This window comes from Flammeovirga agarivorans, assembly GCF_012641475.1.
Lineage (GTDB): Bacteria > Bacteroidota > Bacteroidia > Cytophagales > Flammeovirgaceae > Flammeovirga > Flammeovirga agarivorans.
This window is the reverse complement of sequence record NZ_JABAIL010000008.1, coordinates 143,342-159,558: the sequence shown is the minus strand read 5'-3', so window position 1 is coordinate 159,558 and position 16,217 is coordinate 143,342. Positions and strand designations below refer to the sequence as shown.

General features: G+C 35.7%; 12 protein-coding genes. 3 read left to right on the top strand and 9 right to left on the bottom strand.

Annotated features, from left to right (window positions below):
- Positions 1-11 precede the first annotated feature (11 nt).
- On the top strand, positions 12-413 hold the full coding sequence (locus tag HGP29_RS21985) for a DoxX family protein (protein ID WP_262889544.1): 402 nt from the start codon (positions 12-14) through the stop codon (positions 411-413).
- 23 nt (positions 414-436) lie between these two features.
- On the opposite strand, the gene HGP29_RS21980 is transcribed toward HGP29_RS21985, so the two are convergent.
- The 4 genes from HGP29_RS21980 to dnaE all read right to left on the bottom strand — a co-directional run bounded on the left by HGP29_RS21980 (position 437) and on the right by dnaE (position 7,337).
- Entirely contained in the window at positions 437-1,813 is a 1,377-nt protein-coding gene (locus HGP29_RS21980; protein WP_168884595.1) for a carbohydrate porin, read from the bottom strand.
- Between the two features lie 153 nt (positions 1,814-1,966).
- Positions 1,967-2,197, bottom strand: a complete 231-nt coding sequence (locus HGP29_RS21975) for a hypothetical protein (protein WP_168884594.1) — start codon at positions 2,195-2,197, stop codon at positions 1,967-1,969.
- Between the two features lie 127 nt (positions 2,198-2,324).
- Complete coding sequence (locus HGP29_RS21970; protein ID WP_168884593.1) at positions 2,325-2,579, bottom strand: hypothetical protein; 255 nt, start codon at positions 2,577-2,579, stop codon at positions 2,325-2,327.
- Positions 2,580-3,071: 492 nt separating this feature from the next.
- Positions 3,072-7,337 (bottom strand): DNA polymerase III subunit alpha, encoded by a 4,266-nt coding sequence (gene dnaE, locus HGP29_RS21965; protein WP_168884592.1) that lies wholly within the window; start codon positions 7,335-7,337, stop codon positions 3,072-3,074.
- Between the two features lie 222 nt (positions 7,338-7,559).
- Between dnaE and HGP29_RS21960 the strand changes: the two genes are divergently transcribed.
- Complete coding sequence (locus tag HGP29_RS21960; RefSeq protein WP_211093381.1) at positions 7,560-8,195, top strand: trimeric intracellular cation channel family protein; 636 nt, start codon at positions 7,560-7,562, stop codon at positions 8,193-8,195.
- Positions 8,196-8,256: 61 nt separating this feature from the next.
- Here HGP29_RS21960 and HGP29_RS21955 read toward each other — a convergent pair whose 3' ends face one another.
- Entirely contained in the window at positions 8,257-8,493 is a 237-nt protein-coding gene (locus HGP29_RS21955; protein ID WP_168884591.1) for a hypothetical protein, read from the bottom strand.
- Positions 8,494-8,774: 281 nt separating this feature from the next.
- Here HGP29_RS21955 and HGP29_RS21950 point away from each other — a divergent pair, with 281 nt between their 5' ends.
- Positions 8,775-9,311 (top strand): dihydrofolate reductase family protein, encoded by a 537-nt coding sequence (locus tag HGP29_RS21950; protein WP_168884590.1) that lies wholly within the window; start codon positions 8,775-8,777, stop codon positions 9,309-9,311.
- Positions 9,312-9,323: 12 nt separating this feature from the next.
- Here the strand turns inward: HGP29_RS21950 and HGP29_RS21945 are convergent, their stop codons facing one another.
- The 4 genes from HGP29_RS21945 to HGP29_RS21930 form a co-directional block, all read right to left on the bottom strand.
- On the bottom strand, positions 9,324-10,268 hold the full coding sequence (locus HGP29_RS21945; RefSeq protein ID WP_168884589.1) for a hypothetical protein: 945 nt from the start codon (positions 10,266-10,268) through the stop codon (positions 9,324-9,326).
- A gap of 30 nt (positions 10,269-10,298) precedes the next feature.
- Positions 10,299-10,841 carry a hypothetical protein gene (locus HGP29_RS21940; RefSeq protein ID WP_168884588.1) on the bottom strand — a complete coding sequence of 181 codons (543 nt, stop codon included), beginning with the start codon at positions 10,839-10,841 and terminating at the stop codon, positions 10,299-10,301.
- A 207-nt stretch (positions 10,842-11,048) separates the two neighbouring features.
- Positions 11,049-12,923, bottom strand: a complete 1,875-nt coding sequence (locus HGP29_RS21935) for a SusD/RagB family nutrient-binding outer membrane lipoprotein (protein ID WP_168884587.1) — start codon at positions 12,921-12,923, stop codon at positions 11,049-11,051.
- Positions 12,924-12,935: 12 nt separating this feature from the next.
- On the bottom strand, positions 12,936-16,028 hold the full coding sequence (locus HGP29_RS21930; RefSeq protein ID WP_168884586.1) for a SusC/RagA family TonB-linked outer membrane protein: 3,093 nt from the start codon (positions 16,026-16,028) through the stop codon (positions 12,936-12,938).
- Between the last annotated feature and the right edge of the window lie 189 nt (positions 16,029-16,217).

Here is a 16,217-nt window from a genome sequence, read left to right as displayed (position 1 = left end):
TTAAAGGTAGGTTGAAAAATCTACCTTTTTTACTATCCACACTTATCTATGAAAAAACTAAAATTACATATCTAGTTAGTACAGGATTCCTGTCGTTAATCATGGTTTTTTCTGCTTCTATGTACTTTTTACATAATGAAATGATACAAGAGGCATTTACTAAACTTGGGTATCCAACGTACATCATTTATCCATTAGCAGGCTTAAAAATACTTGGACTCGTTGCCATATGGTCCCGCTCCAATTTACGCCTCAAAGAATGGGCATATGCAGGTTTTTTCTTTGACTTAGTACTAGCTGCCACTGCACATATTGCAGTAAATGACAACGAACAATTACCTGCTATAATTGCCATTGTAGCATTATTGATCTCTTATTTTTCGGGAAAGAAATACTTTAATGAACAGTATTAATCTGATTTCAGAATGGTTGTTGATTAAAACCACCATTCTGATTTAAGCCCTAAATACTGACCAAAATCTCCAGCATTACCGGCTTCATAATATTGTGAGAGTCCGTTTTGTTTTACCACATCATTATAGAAAGCTAATGTGTAAACTAACCTTATGTGAGGCCTTGCCATTAGTTTTCTTTCTCCTGAAGGAACATATACAGGAGCAATGGTAAACTTATTCATCATACCTAACCCAGGATTGTACCCTACAATCCCATTAGAATATTCTTCAAAGTCTCTTATCTGATAATGGTATTCAAAAATCATCTGTAGCTTATCTGTAATATATAACTGTGGTCTGAATCCGATCGTAAAATCCCATTTCTCATTTGGTCGTTGATCGTTCACAAAAACTGGATTTCTTGCTCCAATGGCATACCTGAAAACTGAATATCCCATAATGCCCCATTTTTGATTGACATCCCACACAAAGTTCTCCGTTATATTCAGACCATATGCTCCTATATATTGGCCTGTTTGATTAGGGTTACCAAAGTTTATAAACGTTCTTGATGACCATCCATCATCTCCGGGTCCATTGGCTATTCTCGTACCATACCTTATTGATGCATTATTTAGAAAATTACCTTTTTGGTGTAAGTGCATTGCTCCAACGACAAACCCAAAATCGCTAACTCTATCTTTTATAAAAACAGGATCATCTAAAGAGTCTTTACCTGTAAAATGATACTCACCAAGAAAGTTGATGGTATTATGTTTATTGAGATGGTAGCGATGCTGTAATGCTAAGATATGCTTTTGTCTTCCATCTTCATACAATTCATCACCATAGGGGTTATTCGGTTGATCTTGTAGTACCAAAGAGCTCACAAATGCTAACTGTGTATTACCAACAGTAAGTCCGAACCCCTGACCTGTTAAGTTATTAAAGGTCCAGTAATCAGCCATGTCGATATTCCGATCTCTATAATACCTGCTACCTACCCATAAGTTTAATGGAACATTAAAAATGGTATCACTCACATCAAGATACATCTCTGCAAAGTTGATGACAGTATTATTTGCAATAAAGGTATTATCACCAGAGAAAGACTGTGTAGTTAAGACAAACTTAATCTTAGGTTGCTCAGGTTCCATTTCAAATAGCCGATCTATGTTGGCTACTACAGTCATTTCAATGTAGTCGTTTTCCTCAAATCTACCACCTATTGCTCCTTGACTTGATAGATTTAACCGAGAGCCTACTTTTTCTTCATAGACAGAAGAAGACACTCCTATTCTACCATAAGAATGAAATTCAAATTGTTTATTTTTTTGTATAGGTTCTTCTTCTTCCTCTTGAGCATAGAGAGATGTTACAATAGATAGAAGTAGAAATGAAAATAATAGTTTCTGCATGTGTTGAGTTTGAATTGTATTTCAATATAAAAAATTACAGATTATTTCCTATGTAGATGACTGTAAAATCTCTTTCTCAACAACATAACACAAAAAAAGAGCTCATATATTACCATATGAGCTCTTTTTATATTTTTAGCATTAAGCCTCAAACTATGAAGTTTTTGTACAACAAGCCTTTTCGCCATTAGCTACTTTTTCTTTACAACATTTGTGCATTGCAGCCTCTTCTTTTCCCATTTTACATTCTGACTTATCTCCGCTGCTACATTTTTCACAATTTGCACATGATTCTTGTTTACAACATCCTTCTGAAGATTCTTGAGCACAGCTCATCATCGATAATGCTGCAACTAAGCTGATAATTTGTAGTAATCTTTTCATTTCCCTAGTTTATTTAAAATATAAATTGTCACATCAATATGCTTAAATATACAAAGACTCTACATTTTAGACATAAAAAAAGGCTACCAAATTGGTAACCTTCACAATACCTTTTTAAGAAATTAGCTTAAGCTAAAGCATCTTCTAGTTGATCCATTAACTTCTTAGCTACGCTTCTCGGTTTTTGAGCTTTTAATTCAGCTAAAGCAGACTTCGCCTCAGCAACTTTTTGAAATACACCTTCAGGGTTACCGTCATTTTTGAAAGAAGCTAATACCCAAGTAAGGTCGTTTACTTGTTGCTCGTATTCTCCTTTTTTGTTTAAACTCGTTAATTTTGTTAACGCCGCTTCAGCAGCAGCTACGATTTTTACTTCGCTCATGGTTATTTTTTTTGTTGCAACAGATATAATTCTGGTATCATTAACTATACAATTATACACGATTACTTTTTTTTAAACAAGTATTGCAATCTTCATATAATTATATAAAAGTCATTTTAATAGTATAGTTGTCAGAAAATACACTTATTAATCAGTATATTATTTTATATTACAAAAATAAATCAGAATAATATTTTTGTCCTACATACACTTTTATACAAGTTTCACAGTTGACTGATTTTCAATCTAATGATAGGAATCACCAATATTTTTTTGAAAAATCTCAAAAAATTGGAAAAATCAAGAAATTAATAGCTCATAACAGTGCAACCATCATTACATTATTATTGAATTTTATTATCTGAAATATTATTTAAAACTTAATTATGTAATCAGAATTTACTTTTAACATCTCAATCAAAAAAATTAAATAATAAAAAAGGCAATACAGTGAAGTATTACCTTTTAATAATAATATTTATTCTCTTTTTTTTAGAATACTCTATATTCGATTCCTTCCAAGAGATCTAGTTTATTTAATAACTCCGTAGATGGATCTACTTTATAAGACTTAGAGAATAGGTTCAATACCATATTATCTTCTCTAGAGAAAACCTCTAAAGACATTTCTCTTGTTCCTTGATGCTCACCCACTATTTCGACTAGCTCCATAATCATATCATCATTCAAAGAGGATACATCTACTGACAAGTCGATACCTTTACAGAAATGGTCTTTTACAGATGAGAGTGCCATAATTCGTTGTGGGCTTAATTCCCAAACACCTTTATTTCTGTAGCTCTCTTTTACTTTTCCTGTTACACAAACAAAATCACCTTCATTAAGGAAATGTCTATGTTTATTGAAAGCTTCTCCGAACATAGCCATTTGAGTAATTTGGTCATAGTCTTCAACAGAGAAAATACCGAACTTATTACCGTTCTTACTTTCAAGAATCTTCGCTTCTGTAATCATTCCACCAACTTTGATCTCTTGCTGTTTATGAAGATCAATGTTTTTAATTGGAATACAGAAGTTTTCCAACTCCATGCGGTACATGTCCAATGGATGGCCCGAGATAAAGAAACCTACTACTTCTTTTTCGAAACGAAGCTCAACAAGTTTTGACCATTCTTCAACATCTGGAATTTTCGGAGGAGGCACAGATGCCCCACCTGCTGCACCAAATAAAGAAGCCTGAGCGGACAACTTATCTGCCTGCACACGGTTACCATATCTTAATATCAGATCAATACCTGAGAATTTTTCACCTTCAGGAATATGGAAATATTGTGCTCTATGAAATTCAAAATCATCAAAAGAACCGGCGTAAGCTAGACTTTCCATCACCTTACGGTTTACGGCTTTAAGGTTTACTCTTTCAACGAAATCAAAAATTGAATCGTAAGATTTTTCTTGACGACCTTCAATAATTGCATTAATCGGTCCTGTCCCGACACCTTTTACGGCACCCAATCCGAAACGAATCGCTCCATTCTCATTTACTGAGAATTTATACTCTGATTCGTTGACATCTGGTCCTAACACTTGGATACCCATACGGCTACACTCCTCCATAAAGAATGTTACCTTTTTGATATCATTCATGTTATGGGTTAATACCGAAGCCATGTACTCTGCAGGGTAATTCGCTTTTAAATAACCCGTATGAAAGGCGACAACAGAATAACATGTAGAGTGAGATTTGTTGAAGGCGTAAGCTGCAAAGGCTTCCCAGTCTGTCCAAACCTTCTCTAATGCTTTCTGATCGTGACCATTAGAAGTACCTCCTTCAATAAATTTAGGCTTCAGTTGTTCTAGTAAGGCGAAGATCTTTTTACCCATCGCTTTACGTAACATATCGGCCTCACCTTTTGTAAATCCAGCCAATGACTGAGACAGAAGCATTACTTGCTCTTGGTAAACTGTAATACCATACGTCTCCGCAAGGTACTCATCCATTTTTGGAATATCATAGACAATTTCCTCTTCTCCATGCTTACGAGCAATAAAGTTTGGAATGTATTCTAAAGGACCTGGACGATACAAGGCGTTCATGGCAATTAGGTCACCAAAAACATCGGGTTTCAGTGATCTAAGGTGCTTTTGCATACCTGCTGATTCAAACTGGAAAGTACCGTTTGTCTCTCCTCTTTGATACAACTCATATGTCTTTCTATCATCCAATGGAATATCGTCTGGATCGATTTCTATTCCATGTCGTTGTTTAATTAACTTAATAGCATCCTTAATGATCGATAGTGTACGAAGACCAAGGAAGTCCATTTTTAGCATTCCTGCATTTTCTACTACAGAGTTATCAAACTGCGTCACCAAAAGATCTGCATCTTTGGCTGTAGTTACAGGAATAAATTTAGTGATGTCATCTGGAGTAATAATAATACCACAAGCATGAATACCGGTATTCCTTACAGAACCTTCCAATACTCTTGCTGTATTCACTACCTGTCCTTCCAGACCTGTTTCATGAGATAGCTCTTTTAAAGCATTGGCCATCTCAATTTGTTCACTGTTTAACTTTTCATTTAGTTGTTCATCAGACATTCCGAAGAGTTTCTTCAGTTTCATATCTGGAACAAGCTTAGCGATTCTATCGGCATCACTTAATGGTAAATCCATTACTCTGGCAGTATCTTTTATTGAAGATTTTGCCGCCATAGTACCATAAGTGATAATATGAGATACTTGGTTGAAACCATACTTATCCACTACCCAGTTGATAATCTTCTGACGACCTTCATCATCAAAGTCAATATCAATATCGGGAAGAGACACACGGTCAGGATTCAAGAATCTCTCAAATAGAAGATCATACTTGATTGGATCTACATTGGTAATACCAATAGCATAAGCTACGGCGGATCCTGCTGCTGAACCACGACCTGGCCCTACAGAAACCCCCATGTTTCTTGCTTCGGTGGTAAAATCCTGTACAATCAAGAAATAACCTGGATAGCCTGTATTTTCAATGGTCTGTAATTCGAAGTCAAGACGCTCTCTAATATCATCCGTGATTGTTCCATATCTTTTTTCCGCCCCGACATATGTCAAGTGTCGTAAAAAGGCATTTTCACCTCTTTTACCTCCGTCTTTCTCATCCTCTGGATTAACAAATTCCTCTGGAATATCGAAGGCAGGCAAGAGGACATCCCTGGCTAGCTTATATGATTCAATTTTATCTACAATTTCCTGTGTGCATTCAATCGCCTCAGGTAAATCATAGAACAGTTCTTTCATCTCATCAGCAGATTTGAAATAGAACTGATTGTTTGGAAAGCCAAAACGGAAACCTCTACCTCTACCGATAGGAGTAGATTGCTTTTCTCCGTCTTTTACACATAATAAAATATCATGTGCAGACGCTCCCTCTTCATCTATATAATAAACATTATTTGCCGCAAAGTACTTTACACCATACTTTTCAGCAAAACGTAATAATACCTCGTTAACGTGGTCTTCCTCATCCAATCCATGACGACAGAGTTCTATGTAGAAATCATCTTGGAATTGTTCCAACCACCATACAAATTCTTGTTCTGCTTGCTCTTCACCAACATTCAGGATCAAGTTGTTTACAGGAGAAGACAGTCCACCTGTAGTTGCAATTAGGTCTCCTTTATATTGTAGAAGAAGTTCTTTATCAATACGAGCATAAGTACCATCTCTATCTGTATAAGCACCATCGATAAAACCTTGTGAGGATAGCTTTGCTAAATTATGGTACCCTGCCTTATTTTTTGCGATCAATACCGGCTGAGAACGTCTATCAGGATCATCTCTTGTGAACTTTCTCTTCTTATGATCATTTACCAAATAAAACTCACAACCTACAATAGGTTTCAAATCTGCTTTTAAAACATCTCTAACGAAATGGTAAGCAGTGTACATGTTACCATGGTCTGTAAGACAAACCGCAGTACAGCCATCTGCTTGAGATTTTGCTACTAAATCTCCAATGGTACAAGTTGCTCTTAGAATGGAGAATTGTGTATGTGTATGCAAGTGAGTAAAAGGAACATCTTTTAGACGAGCTAAACCCTCTTCCTTACTTACCTTACCTCTACCTTTATCTTTACTTTTTTCTTTAAAAGCGAAGTTGGCCTCATCAAGGACAGGAGCTTCATAAACAACTGCTTCAACAGGTACATTATTGATCGGCTCAACAACGCCATGCTCAATTAACCCAAAGAAACATCGAGCGGTAGCATCAACGTCATAAGCTGCATCATGGGCATCAGCAAAGGGAACACCAAATAGTTTTTTATGGAGTTCCGTTAAGCTTGGTGATTTGAATTTACCACCTCTACCTCCTGGTAAAGCACAGAAATCTGTCGAAGACTTCATCGTATCAATCACTTCCACTTCTGTGATTGTACTTTCAATGCCTTCTCTTAAGAATTCTGCTCCTGTAACATTAATATCAAATTGAAGGTTGTGTCCCACTTGTCGATCGGCTTTTGCCAAGTCGATTTTGAACTCCTCCAATACATCCTTTAACAGATGACCATGCTCAATTGCATGTTCAGTGGTAATACCGTGAACTTTAGTCGCATTAAATGGAATTGTATAACCATCAGGTTTTACAATCAGGTTTTGTGCTTTAATCAGTTGACCATGATCGTCATGCAACTGCCAAGCTAATTGAACCACTCGGGGCCAATTTTCAAGATCTGATATGGGTGCGTTAAAGTTTTTCGGTAAACCTGTGGTCTCCGTATCGTATATGATGTATGCCATGCTACTTTCCTGCTCTAAAATTTAGTCTACAAAGCTAACAAAAAAGGACCTAAAGTGTATATAAAAATTGATAATCTAACTTATCAATCATCGCTTGAAGGAAATCAGACATTTAGTTTATTGAAGTTGAATAAATATCTATTAAAATTTTAGAATTTTGATGATAGAATATTTTTAAAATGATATTTTTAATACATCAATTAGACATAATAACATACGTATTTGGAAGAAATCATCTATTACATTGGAGTTGTAGGTACATTTGCCTTTGGCATATCTGGAGCTCTGGTCGCTATGAATAAAAGGTTAGATGCCTTTGGAGTGGTCATCGTGGCCTTTGTTACATCCGTTGGCGGAGGTACCCTTAGAGATACATTAATAGAAGGTAGAGATGTATTTTGGATTGATGATCCTACCTATATCTACTTTATCATTGGTGGAGCTATCACAGCAATGGTTTTTCAAGAAAGGTTAGAATTACTAAGAAAGCATTTAATGCTTTTTGACACTATTGGTTTGGGCCTTTTTACAATTGCAGGGGTTCAGGTAGGACTGAATTATAATCTCAGCTATAGTATTTGTATTATTTTGGGAGTGATCACTGGAGCATTTGGCGGTGTATCCAGAGATATTCTAGTAAATGAGATCCCCTATATTTTCCACAAAGAGATCTATGCCACCATCAGTATTTTGGGTTCTGCTATTTTTCTAGTGATGCATTATTTTGGTTTTGGTGACGGTTTGTATCAACTCATTCCCATTTCAATAATAATACTATTAAGGCTTTTGGTTGTTTCTAGAGAAATTACTCTACCATCACTTTACACTGACTTGAAAAGGAAAAAGAAAACGGAATAAAAAAAGAGCGATATTTCATTAATAAGAAATACCGCTCTTTAAATCTATTGTTGAAAAACTTTTAATTTTCTGTTTCAAATTCAGGGTTTGGCTCAATTCCTCTACTGATCATAAAAGGCCAAATGCTACTGAATATAATTACCGGAACATATATGTAATACCTCTGAGGGATATCAAAACCCTGAGCTAAAAAGTAAGACTTAATGTATGCAGCTAAACCTAAAAGTACGAATGTTAATACAATTCCTACTTGTGCGATTGGTAATAATTGAATAGATCCTATTTTAAGTGGCTTCATGTATATATGTTTTTAAGTAATTTCTGTAATTAATATAGGTTTTATATACGTAAGATCAATGATTTTGTTCGATAAATAGTGTAAAATATACTTTTATTCACATTCCTTTAATAGTTCAAATCAAAGACTTTACATTATTTGGGTAATGAGCTAAACAGCAACATAATAAGAACAACTATTAACGATAAAAGTTCTTTAAAATTCAATTTTATTTTTACCGTTTAAATTTATTAAATTGTTAATAGTTATTATTTCACCAATCGACCCCCCAAAACTAACCCATGCGAAAAATCATATCTTTTGTTACAATGAGTATTGATGGTAAAATTGCCAATTCTAAAGGTAGTACAGAATGGCTTGAAGAACTTCAGAAAGAAACACATGAAGAGTATGGGTTTACTGAATTCTATCAGGGGATTGATACCACAATTATGGGAAATACTACTTATCAGAAATTAAAGAATAGTGGCAAGGAGTTTCCATATAAAGGAAAAATAAATTATGTCATCACAAAAAATACTGAAACCAGAAAAGATGACAATGTAGATTTCATTGCTGATGATGTAATGGGAACCATAAGGTCTCTAAAAAACCAACCATCGGATAAAGATATTTGGTTGATTGGTGGAGGTAAAGTAAATGCACTATTACAAGATAATAGTTTAATAGATGAACTTCGATTATTTATTGCTCCTATTGTATTAGGCAATGGTGTCCCTCTATTTTCACCTTTTGGTAAGACAACAACTTTTGAACTCACCTTTTGTAAAAACCACCCTTCAGGTATTGTTGAGATGCACTACCACGTTGCCCGTTAATTTTATCTGCATTTACTCTTTTAATAAAAGGTATTCTATTAAATATTGTGATCCATCTACATTGATTGGACCTTCATGTTCTACCCACATGGAATCTCCTTCCTCGTTGTGTTGAGTCATAAATTGATAGACCGTTTGGGCATCCAATTGTAAACGAACCATTCCATTGTAAATATCTGCTCTATCTGACTGTTCTCCACTTTCCCAACTCCATGTACCATGGTATTCCCCATTTTGCAAAAACAAAGGGTCTTGAGTGGTTTGAAAATTTTCTGATACATAATTATGTAATGAAGAATCTACGAACCAATTAAAGGTACTACTTCCTGTGAAAACCATAGAATAATCTAACTCAACAGGAAACGGCCCCAACCAATCCGTCCCATTACTTGTTGTGTATAAATGAGCATTTTCTACATTCCATGAATTACCACTTAGAAAAAACCTGCCATCCGCAGGGTCTGCAACAAGGTCAAATTTCACATCCAAGTGATTGGCATTGCCGATCTCATCTTCAAACATAAACCGAAGAGTAACTAAGCCTGTATAAGACAATACTGCATTTATGATATAGCCATCCAAAGTAAAAATTGCTTCACTTTGGCCTAATAAATTATTACCAATGGGAACATTTGTCGTACTACGCTGATTTACCACGGTTAATTGTGCAATTAAGTTTGCAGGCAGATCAAGTAGATCAATTACTTCAGCTTCAGTATTATTGACTAATACCTTTAAGTGTGCAGAATTTATTCTAGAGGGTGTCTTTACAGAAAAACTAACATAGATTTTATCATCTTCAAAACCTCCTGCAGTATCTTTAAAAGTTGTATTTACATCAAAGTTGTTGGTGCTTTCTAATGTTAGTGTAGAGATATTAGGTTCTTCATTAGTATCACAAGAAACGCAAAGAAGAATTATTAAAATTGTAATTGAGAGGTTAGATAGGAATTTCATTTATTTCAATAATTAAGGGTAAATACTTTGTCAATTCGTCTTTTCTAACCAAAACTCAATTCTATAGCGATATGTTCTACCTTCGAACCTTAAATTTTCTTCCATATAGCAAAAAACTTTTTCAGGCTCATCATCATACACCCTAGTTCTTATTCTTGTAGGCCCTACCGTTAGCACACCTGCTTGGTAATGTTCGATGGTATTTTTAGATAAGATTTCTTTGTAAGACCAATTCAATAGGTGTTCCGTTGAATTGAAAAAAATAGGATCTTCAATAGTGAAAAAATGTGAGATATATGAAGATTCTAAACTTTGCTGTGTATGCCAACTCATAGATCCATCTACTTTAGCCTCAACATCGAAGTTAACGGCTACTTCTCCGGGTCCATGATCTAAGGAAGATGAGTATGAACGATCAACATGATCAAAATTTGTATAATAAGTAGCATTTGTTACCGTCCAATTGGATGAACTAATGACATTAGTGTTCCTCATTTCATTGATAGAAATGTCTTGATACGGTTCACAGGCAATGAACGGTATTGATATAATAAGTAAAACTAGGTATTTCATTTTCACAGGTCTTTAGAGCTGATAATAAAACACTTAGACACTAAATATTGGTTCGGAATAGGGTGATTTTTGTCTTCTAATACAATAGATTCTTGAATGAATGAAAAAGGAGTTAGACAAATTATCTAACTCCTTAAAAACATGAATTATTCTAAGCTGTTTTTTTACCTTCTGAGGGGTAAAATTGGCTCATTTAAAAACCATCTTCTATTTAAAACTCATAAATTGTTTTGCCGTAATAAAATCACCTGAAGGATTACCACTTTCTTGATTACTGATTGCACTATTTACGTTTGTAGGGTTTACAGTAAACTCTCTATTTGGATAAGGGAATCTTGCAGGGCGAATACCGTTTGTTACACCTCCAGAGTGTAATTCTACGTCAGTAGTTCCTGTTGGAGCCGCATCTTCTTCCATTAGTGGATCTTCGTTATAAGTAGGAATAGTCACATTTTTATGATCTCCACCCATATTTGCATGTACTATGCTAGGCAGGTGAGTTCTATTCCACAATGCGAAGGCATTATATCCATTTCCAATTTGAGATAACCAGTGTTGATAAACAATATCCTCTAAACGGTTACCTTCCTGACCGAAGTTAGCTACTACTCTACTGATATAATCTTCTACTGCCACATCCCATAAATAAGAAGGGTTCGTCTGTGATTTATATAGATCAACAAATGATGTTACATAATCTTGACCTTGGTAGAAGTTTGGATACTTCTTAATGGCTTGCTCTACACCTGTTCTAAAGTGTTGTACAACATCTGCATTAATCCAACCTCTTTCTGCTGCTTCTGCAATCATAAAGTGTACTTCATCAGAAGCTAATACCATTGTTGGTGATGTTGCATTTAAGATAGTAGAAGGGTTTACAGCAACTAATTGAGAGTACTGACCGCCATCTTTAAATTTGTAATGCATATTATTTACATAATCACCATCTTCATCCTTACCTGTAATAGTTAAGGCAGTATACATCACTTGGTCATCAATTACATAAACACCTCTGTTACCGTCAGGTCTATCTCCCTCTCTACTACCTCTGAAGTGAATCTTTTGGAACTCTTTTCCTTCTGAAGTATCATAAGCAAATGGATCAAAATCTGTATAAGCACTAACGTCTGTAAACGCTGCTGTTGATGAACCAGAGTTATCGATATGAGAAGCTACCCAGAAAATACGAGGGTCTTCTAACTTCTGCATTGATACTAACGCTTGGTCTGAGATAAACTGATAAGATTGTCCACCTACTCTACCTTCATTGGCAACTCCAGAACCGTTCACTGTTTGTCCCCAAGGACCATCACTTTCGTTGTGCCCTAACACTGCTGATTGTGATAAACCATCGATATATTTGTTGGTATTAAAAGCTTCTGCAAAGATCTCCTTACCTCTTGCAGGGTCACCTGCAGACATGTAAATACCAATCTTCATTAGTAATGAGTTACATAAACGCTCCCAAGAGTCAGCATCACCACCATAATAGAAATCTTCAGTAAATAACGCTCCTTCACTAATGTTTTCTCTTGCTGCTTTTAATTCAACAACCATGGCTTCAAAGATATCTTTTTGTGGGTCATACGCTGGGTATAAAATCCCTTCAGAATATCCTTTACCTGCCTCAGAATAAGGAACATCACCATATATTGATGTTGCTCTTAAGTAGTTGATTACTCTTACAATCGCTACTTGAGCTAACTTACCTTTATTCTCTACACCTTCAGCTTCCATTTGAGCTTCTAGACGAACTCTGATATCCTCTATGTTTTTAGCGATATCATTGTAAATCAATGTCCAAGTAGCTTCTGTGTAAGAATCATTTCTATTAAAACCCTGTCCTTGATTATACTGAGGGTTAGCAGTTACACCAGACATTGGTCCAGCCATAATCAGGTTTCCTCTAAACCCTTCGTGACCACTAGAGAACACTTTTGCTTGAATAAAAGTGAACTGGTATTTAGGGTCCATATCCCCACTTGTATAATCGTTATCGTTCATTTCTCTGAACATATCAGTACAAGCAGTTGAGAAAAGTAATGCACCAGCTAATGCTGCATATTTTATAATTTTTTTCATGATAGTATCTGATTAGAAGTTAGCATTTAATTTGAAGCCAAATGTTCTTGGTAAAGGCATATTGAAATATTCAATACCTTGACCGTTTCCTGAAGTAAATGATGCCTCTGGATCGATGTTATCCGTATTTCTCCATAAGTAACCTAAGTTGTTACCATAAGCAGTAAGCGATAAGTTTCTAAATGGTGTTTTCTCTAAAGACTTCGCTGGTAGTCTGTAAGAAATTGAAACTTCTCTTAGCTTAATGAATGATGCATCAGATACGAATTGCTCATCGATTGTTGCTACTCTTCTATAATATTGTTCCGGATCTACAGAACCTGTGTAAGGTTGTCCATCTGAAGTAACTAGGTTGCCTGGATTCCAGTGACCGCCTTGGTAATACTCGTCTCTACCCACAAGTGTTTCCTCATGCTTACCGTTAGCATACATCGAAGCATTTGTTTGTGAGTAAATCTGACCACCGAATTTACCATCGATTAGTACTGAAAGTGATACATTCTTATAAGTGAATGTGTTTCTCCATCCTGCCATCCAAGGTTGAATCGCGTTACCAATTTCTGATACTTCATCCGATACTACTGGTAAACCGTTTTCATCTACTACGATATTACCCGAATTATCTCTTGTATATGTTTTACCCATAATCACACCATATGATTCACCTGGGATTGCTTGTACTGATACAGATCCTGTAGTAGGCATTAACAAGTAAGACTCAACACCTTCTGTTAAAGAAACTACTTCGTTTTGGTTGTATGCTGCTGTTACCATCATATCCCAACGGAAGTTGTCTTTTTGAATTGGTGAGTAATTAATCATTACTTCCACACCTTTGTTTTGAATCTCACCAGCGTTAATTAATGCTTGGCTAAATCCTGAACCACTAGAAACATCAACACCTAAAATTTGGTCTGTTGCTCTTTGGTTATAGTATGCGATATCAAATCCAACTTTGTTGTTGAATAATCTTAAGTCTAAACCGAATTCATAAGAGTTAGACATTGAAGGCTTTAGATTCTGGTTAGGAATAACATTTCCATCAATACCACCCATTGACCATCCATTGTTTGGATATCCACCAGGGTTACCGTTCACCATGTATTGTAAGTGTAAGCTATAAGGGTCTGTATCAGAACCTACTTGTGCCCATGATGCTCTAACTTTACCGAATGATAACCAATCAGGCATCGTCCAGTCCATGTCTGAGAATACCCATGAACCACTTACTGATGGATAGAAGTATGAGTTATTGTTTAAAGGTAGTGTTGAAGACCAGTCATTACGACCTGATACATCTAAGAATAAGAAACCTTTATAACCAATTGATGCTGTAGCATATACAGAAGCAATCGCTCTTTCATATCTATTTAATGAGATAAACCTATCAGAACCAGCTTGCGGGTTTTGTAAATCTTCAGAAGTGAAGTTTGATGAACCAATATCTGTCATATCATGTAATTGGTGCATGTATGAACCACCAGCAGTTGCATTAATGTCGAAATTACCGAACTTCTTACTGTATTGTAATAAGAAATCCATGTTGTTTTCAGTCTGTAGGTTTGTTCTTTCGTAAGCTCTACCTTGCTCATACAATGGAGTATAAAGCGGATCTAAAGTATTTTGTCTAAATGAAGTAACGTCAGTACCACCACGAACAACTAAGTTTAATGCTTCGTTAAACTGATAGTTTAAGCTTAACATACCTAACATTCTGTCTTGCTTATCCATGTTCTGCACTTCGTTCATCGTCCAGTATGGGTTAGAGTTTCTCTCATTGTAACCAATCGGTCTACCGTTGGCATCTTTGTAGTTACTCATCCAATCCATGCTGATAGTATTAGGAATACCCATTAATGCATTTTGGTAGTTATAAATGGAGTTACCCATTGCCATACGGTTATTTGCCTCTTGGTGAGTATAAGTTACCCTTGTATCTAAAGTTAACTTATCATTCATTAATTTTGTAGTACCTCTAACGTTGAAAGTGTGTCTGTTAAATGTCGAATTTTCAACGTTACCACTGTTGTTCATGTTTGAGTAAGAGAAACGTACATTGGAAGTTTCGTTTCCACCAGTCAATGAGATACTATTGTTAAAAGTTACACCTGGCTTGTAGAATTGATCGTAAATATTGTAGTGTTTTACTTCTCTTGTCTGGCCATCATAGAACTTATCCGTTGTCATACCTGGTGTCACTTTTGGACCCCACATTCTAGTACCATCCGTTGATTTTGGATCTGTTGGGAATTGTCCCATTGTACCGTGTGCATATTGGTTTTGCATTGTTGGAGTGATCCCTACTAAATCGAAGTTTACACCTGTAGAGAAATCAATACCTAATCCTTTTCTATTCTCACCTGATTTTGTTGTGATTAAGATCACACCGTTGATGGCTCTGGTACCATATAGAGCCGTTGCTGCAGGTCCTTTTAATACTGACATCGATTCGATATCATCAGGGTTGATAGATGACAAACCATCACCTGTATCGATACCTCCATTGTCCATATCGTCGGCATTTTCGAAAGTCGAGTTACTCATCGGAACACCATCAACAACATATAATGGTTGGTTACTTCCCGAAAGTACTGCGTTACCACGAATAACAACATTAGATGACGAAGCTGGTCCTGAAACCGGAGTAACTTGAACACCAGCAACTTTACCATTTAATGAGTTCATTAAGTTGGCTGATGAATTTTCACCTAATTGCTCAGATTTCACTTCAGATACCGCATAACCTAGCGATCTTTCCTCTCTTTTAATACCTAAAGCGGTAACTACTACCTCTTCAAGTTCTTCAGCATCTGCTTCAAGAGCGATATCGACATGGTCTGAGTTTGCGATATTAAAATCAATCGTCTTATAACCTATAAATGAAAAAGATAAGACATCTTGTCCTTCTTGAACTTGAACAGTGAAATTACCATCAAAATCGGTAACAGCACCGCTTGAAGTTCCTTTTATTAAGATATTAACCCCAGGTAGTGGTGCTTGGTCGACAGCATCAGTTACAGTACCTGTAATGGTTCTTTCTTGGGCATAGGAAGCCCCCGCCGAAAGCATAAACATGCTGATCAGCACCAAGAAAAATTTATTCATGATATGATAATAGAATTAGATTAGTATAGTAAAGTCATAAAAAGGCGGTAGTGCCCTATTTAAGTAATAAATGAACTAACATTACATTCTAGATCAACAAATGGTGATCAGGCAATTGAATAGTGTAGAATGATAAAAAGTTAGAAACGTAGTTTAGATAATGTAGTGTTTTATCATACTTTATTCTAG

Bases quoted from the DNA above. Each gene is read 5' to 3' on its own strand.
- dnaE (WP_168884592.1), bottom strand. From the start codon at position 7,337: ATGGCATACATCATATACGATACGGAGACCACAGGTTTACCGAAAAAC.
- HGP29_RS21970 (WP_168884593.1), bottom strand. From the start codon at position 2,579: ATGAGCGAAGTAAAAATCGTAGCTGCTGCTGAAGCGGCGTTAACAAAA.
- HGP29_RS21935 (WP_168884587.1), bottom strand. From the start codon at position 12,923: ATGAAAAAAATTATAAAATATGCAGCATTAGCTGGTGCATTACTTTTC.
- HGP29_RS21955 (WP_168884591.1), bottom strand. From the start codon at position 8,493: ATGAAGCCACTTAAAATAGGATCTATTCAATTATTACCAATCGCACAA.
- HGP29_RS21940 (WP_168884588.1), bottom strand. From the start codon at position 10,841: ATGAAATACCTAGTTTTACTTATTATATCAATACCGTTCATTGCCTGT.
- HGP29_RS21950 (WP_168884590.1), top strand. From the start codon at position 8,775: ATGCGAAAAATCATATCTTTTGTTACAATGAGTATTGATGGTAAAATT.
- HGP29_RS21980 (WP_168884595.1), bottom strand. From the start codon at position 1,813: ATGCAGAAACTATTATTTTCATTTCTACTTCTATCTATTGTAACATCT.
- HGP29_RS21930 (WP_168884586.1), bottom strand. From the start codon at position 16,028: ATGAATAAATTTTTCTTGGTGCTGATCAGCATGTTTATGCTTTCGGCG.
- HGP29_RS21945 (WP_168884589.1), bottom strand. From the start codon at position 10,268: ATGAAATTCCTATCTAACCTCTCAATTACAATTTTAATAATTCTTCTT.
- HGP29_RS21975 (WP_168884594.1), bottom strand. From the start codon at position 2,197: ATGAAAAGATTACTACAAATTATCAGCTTAGTTGCAGCATTATCGATG.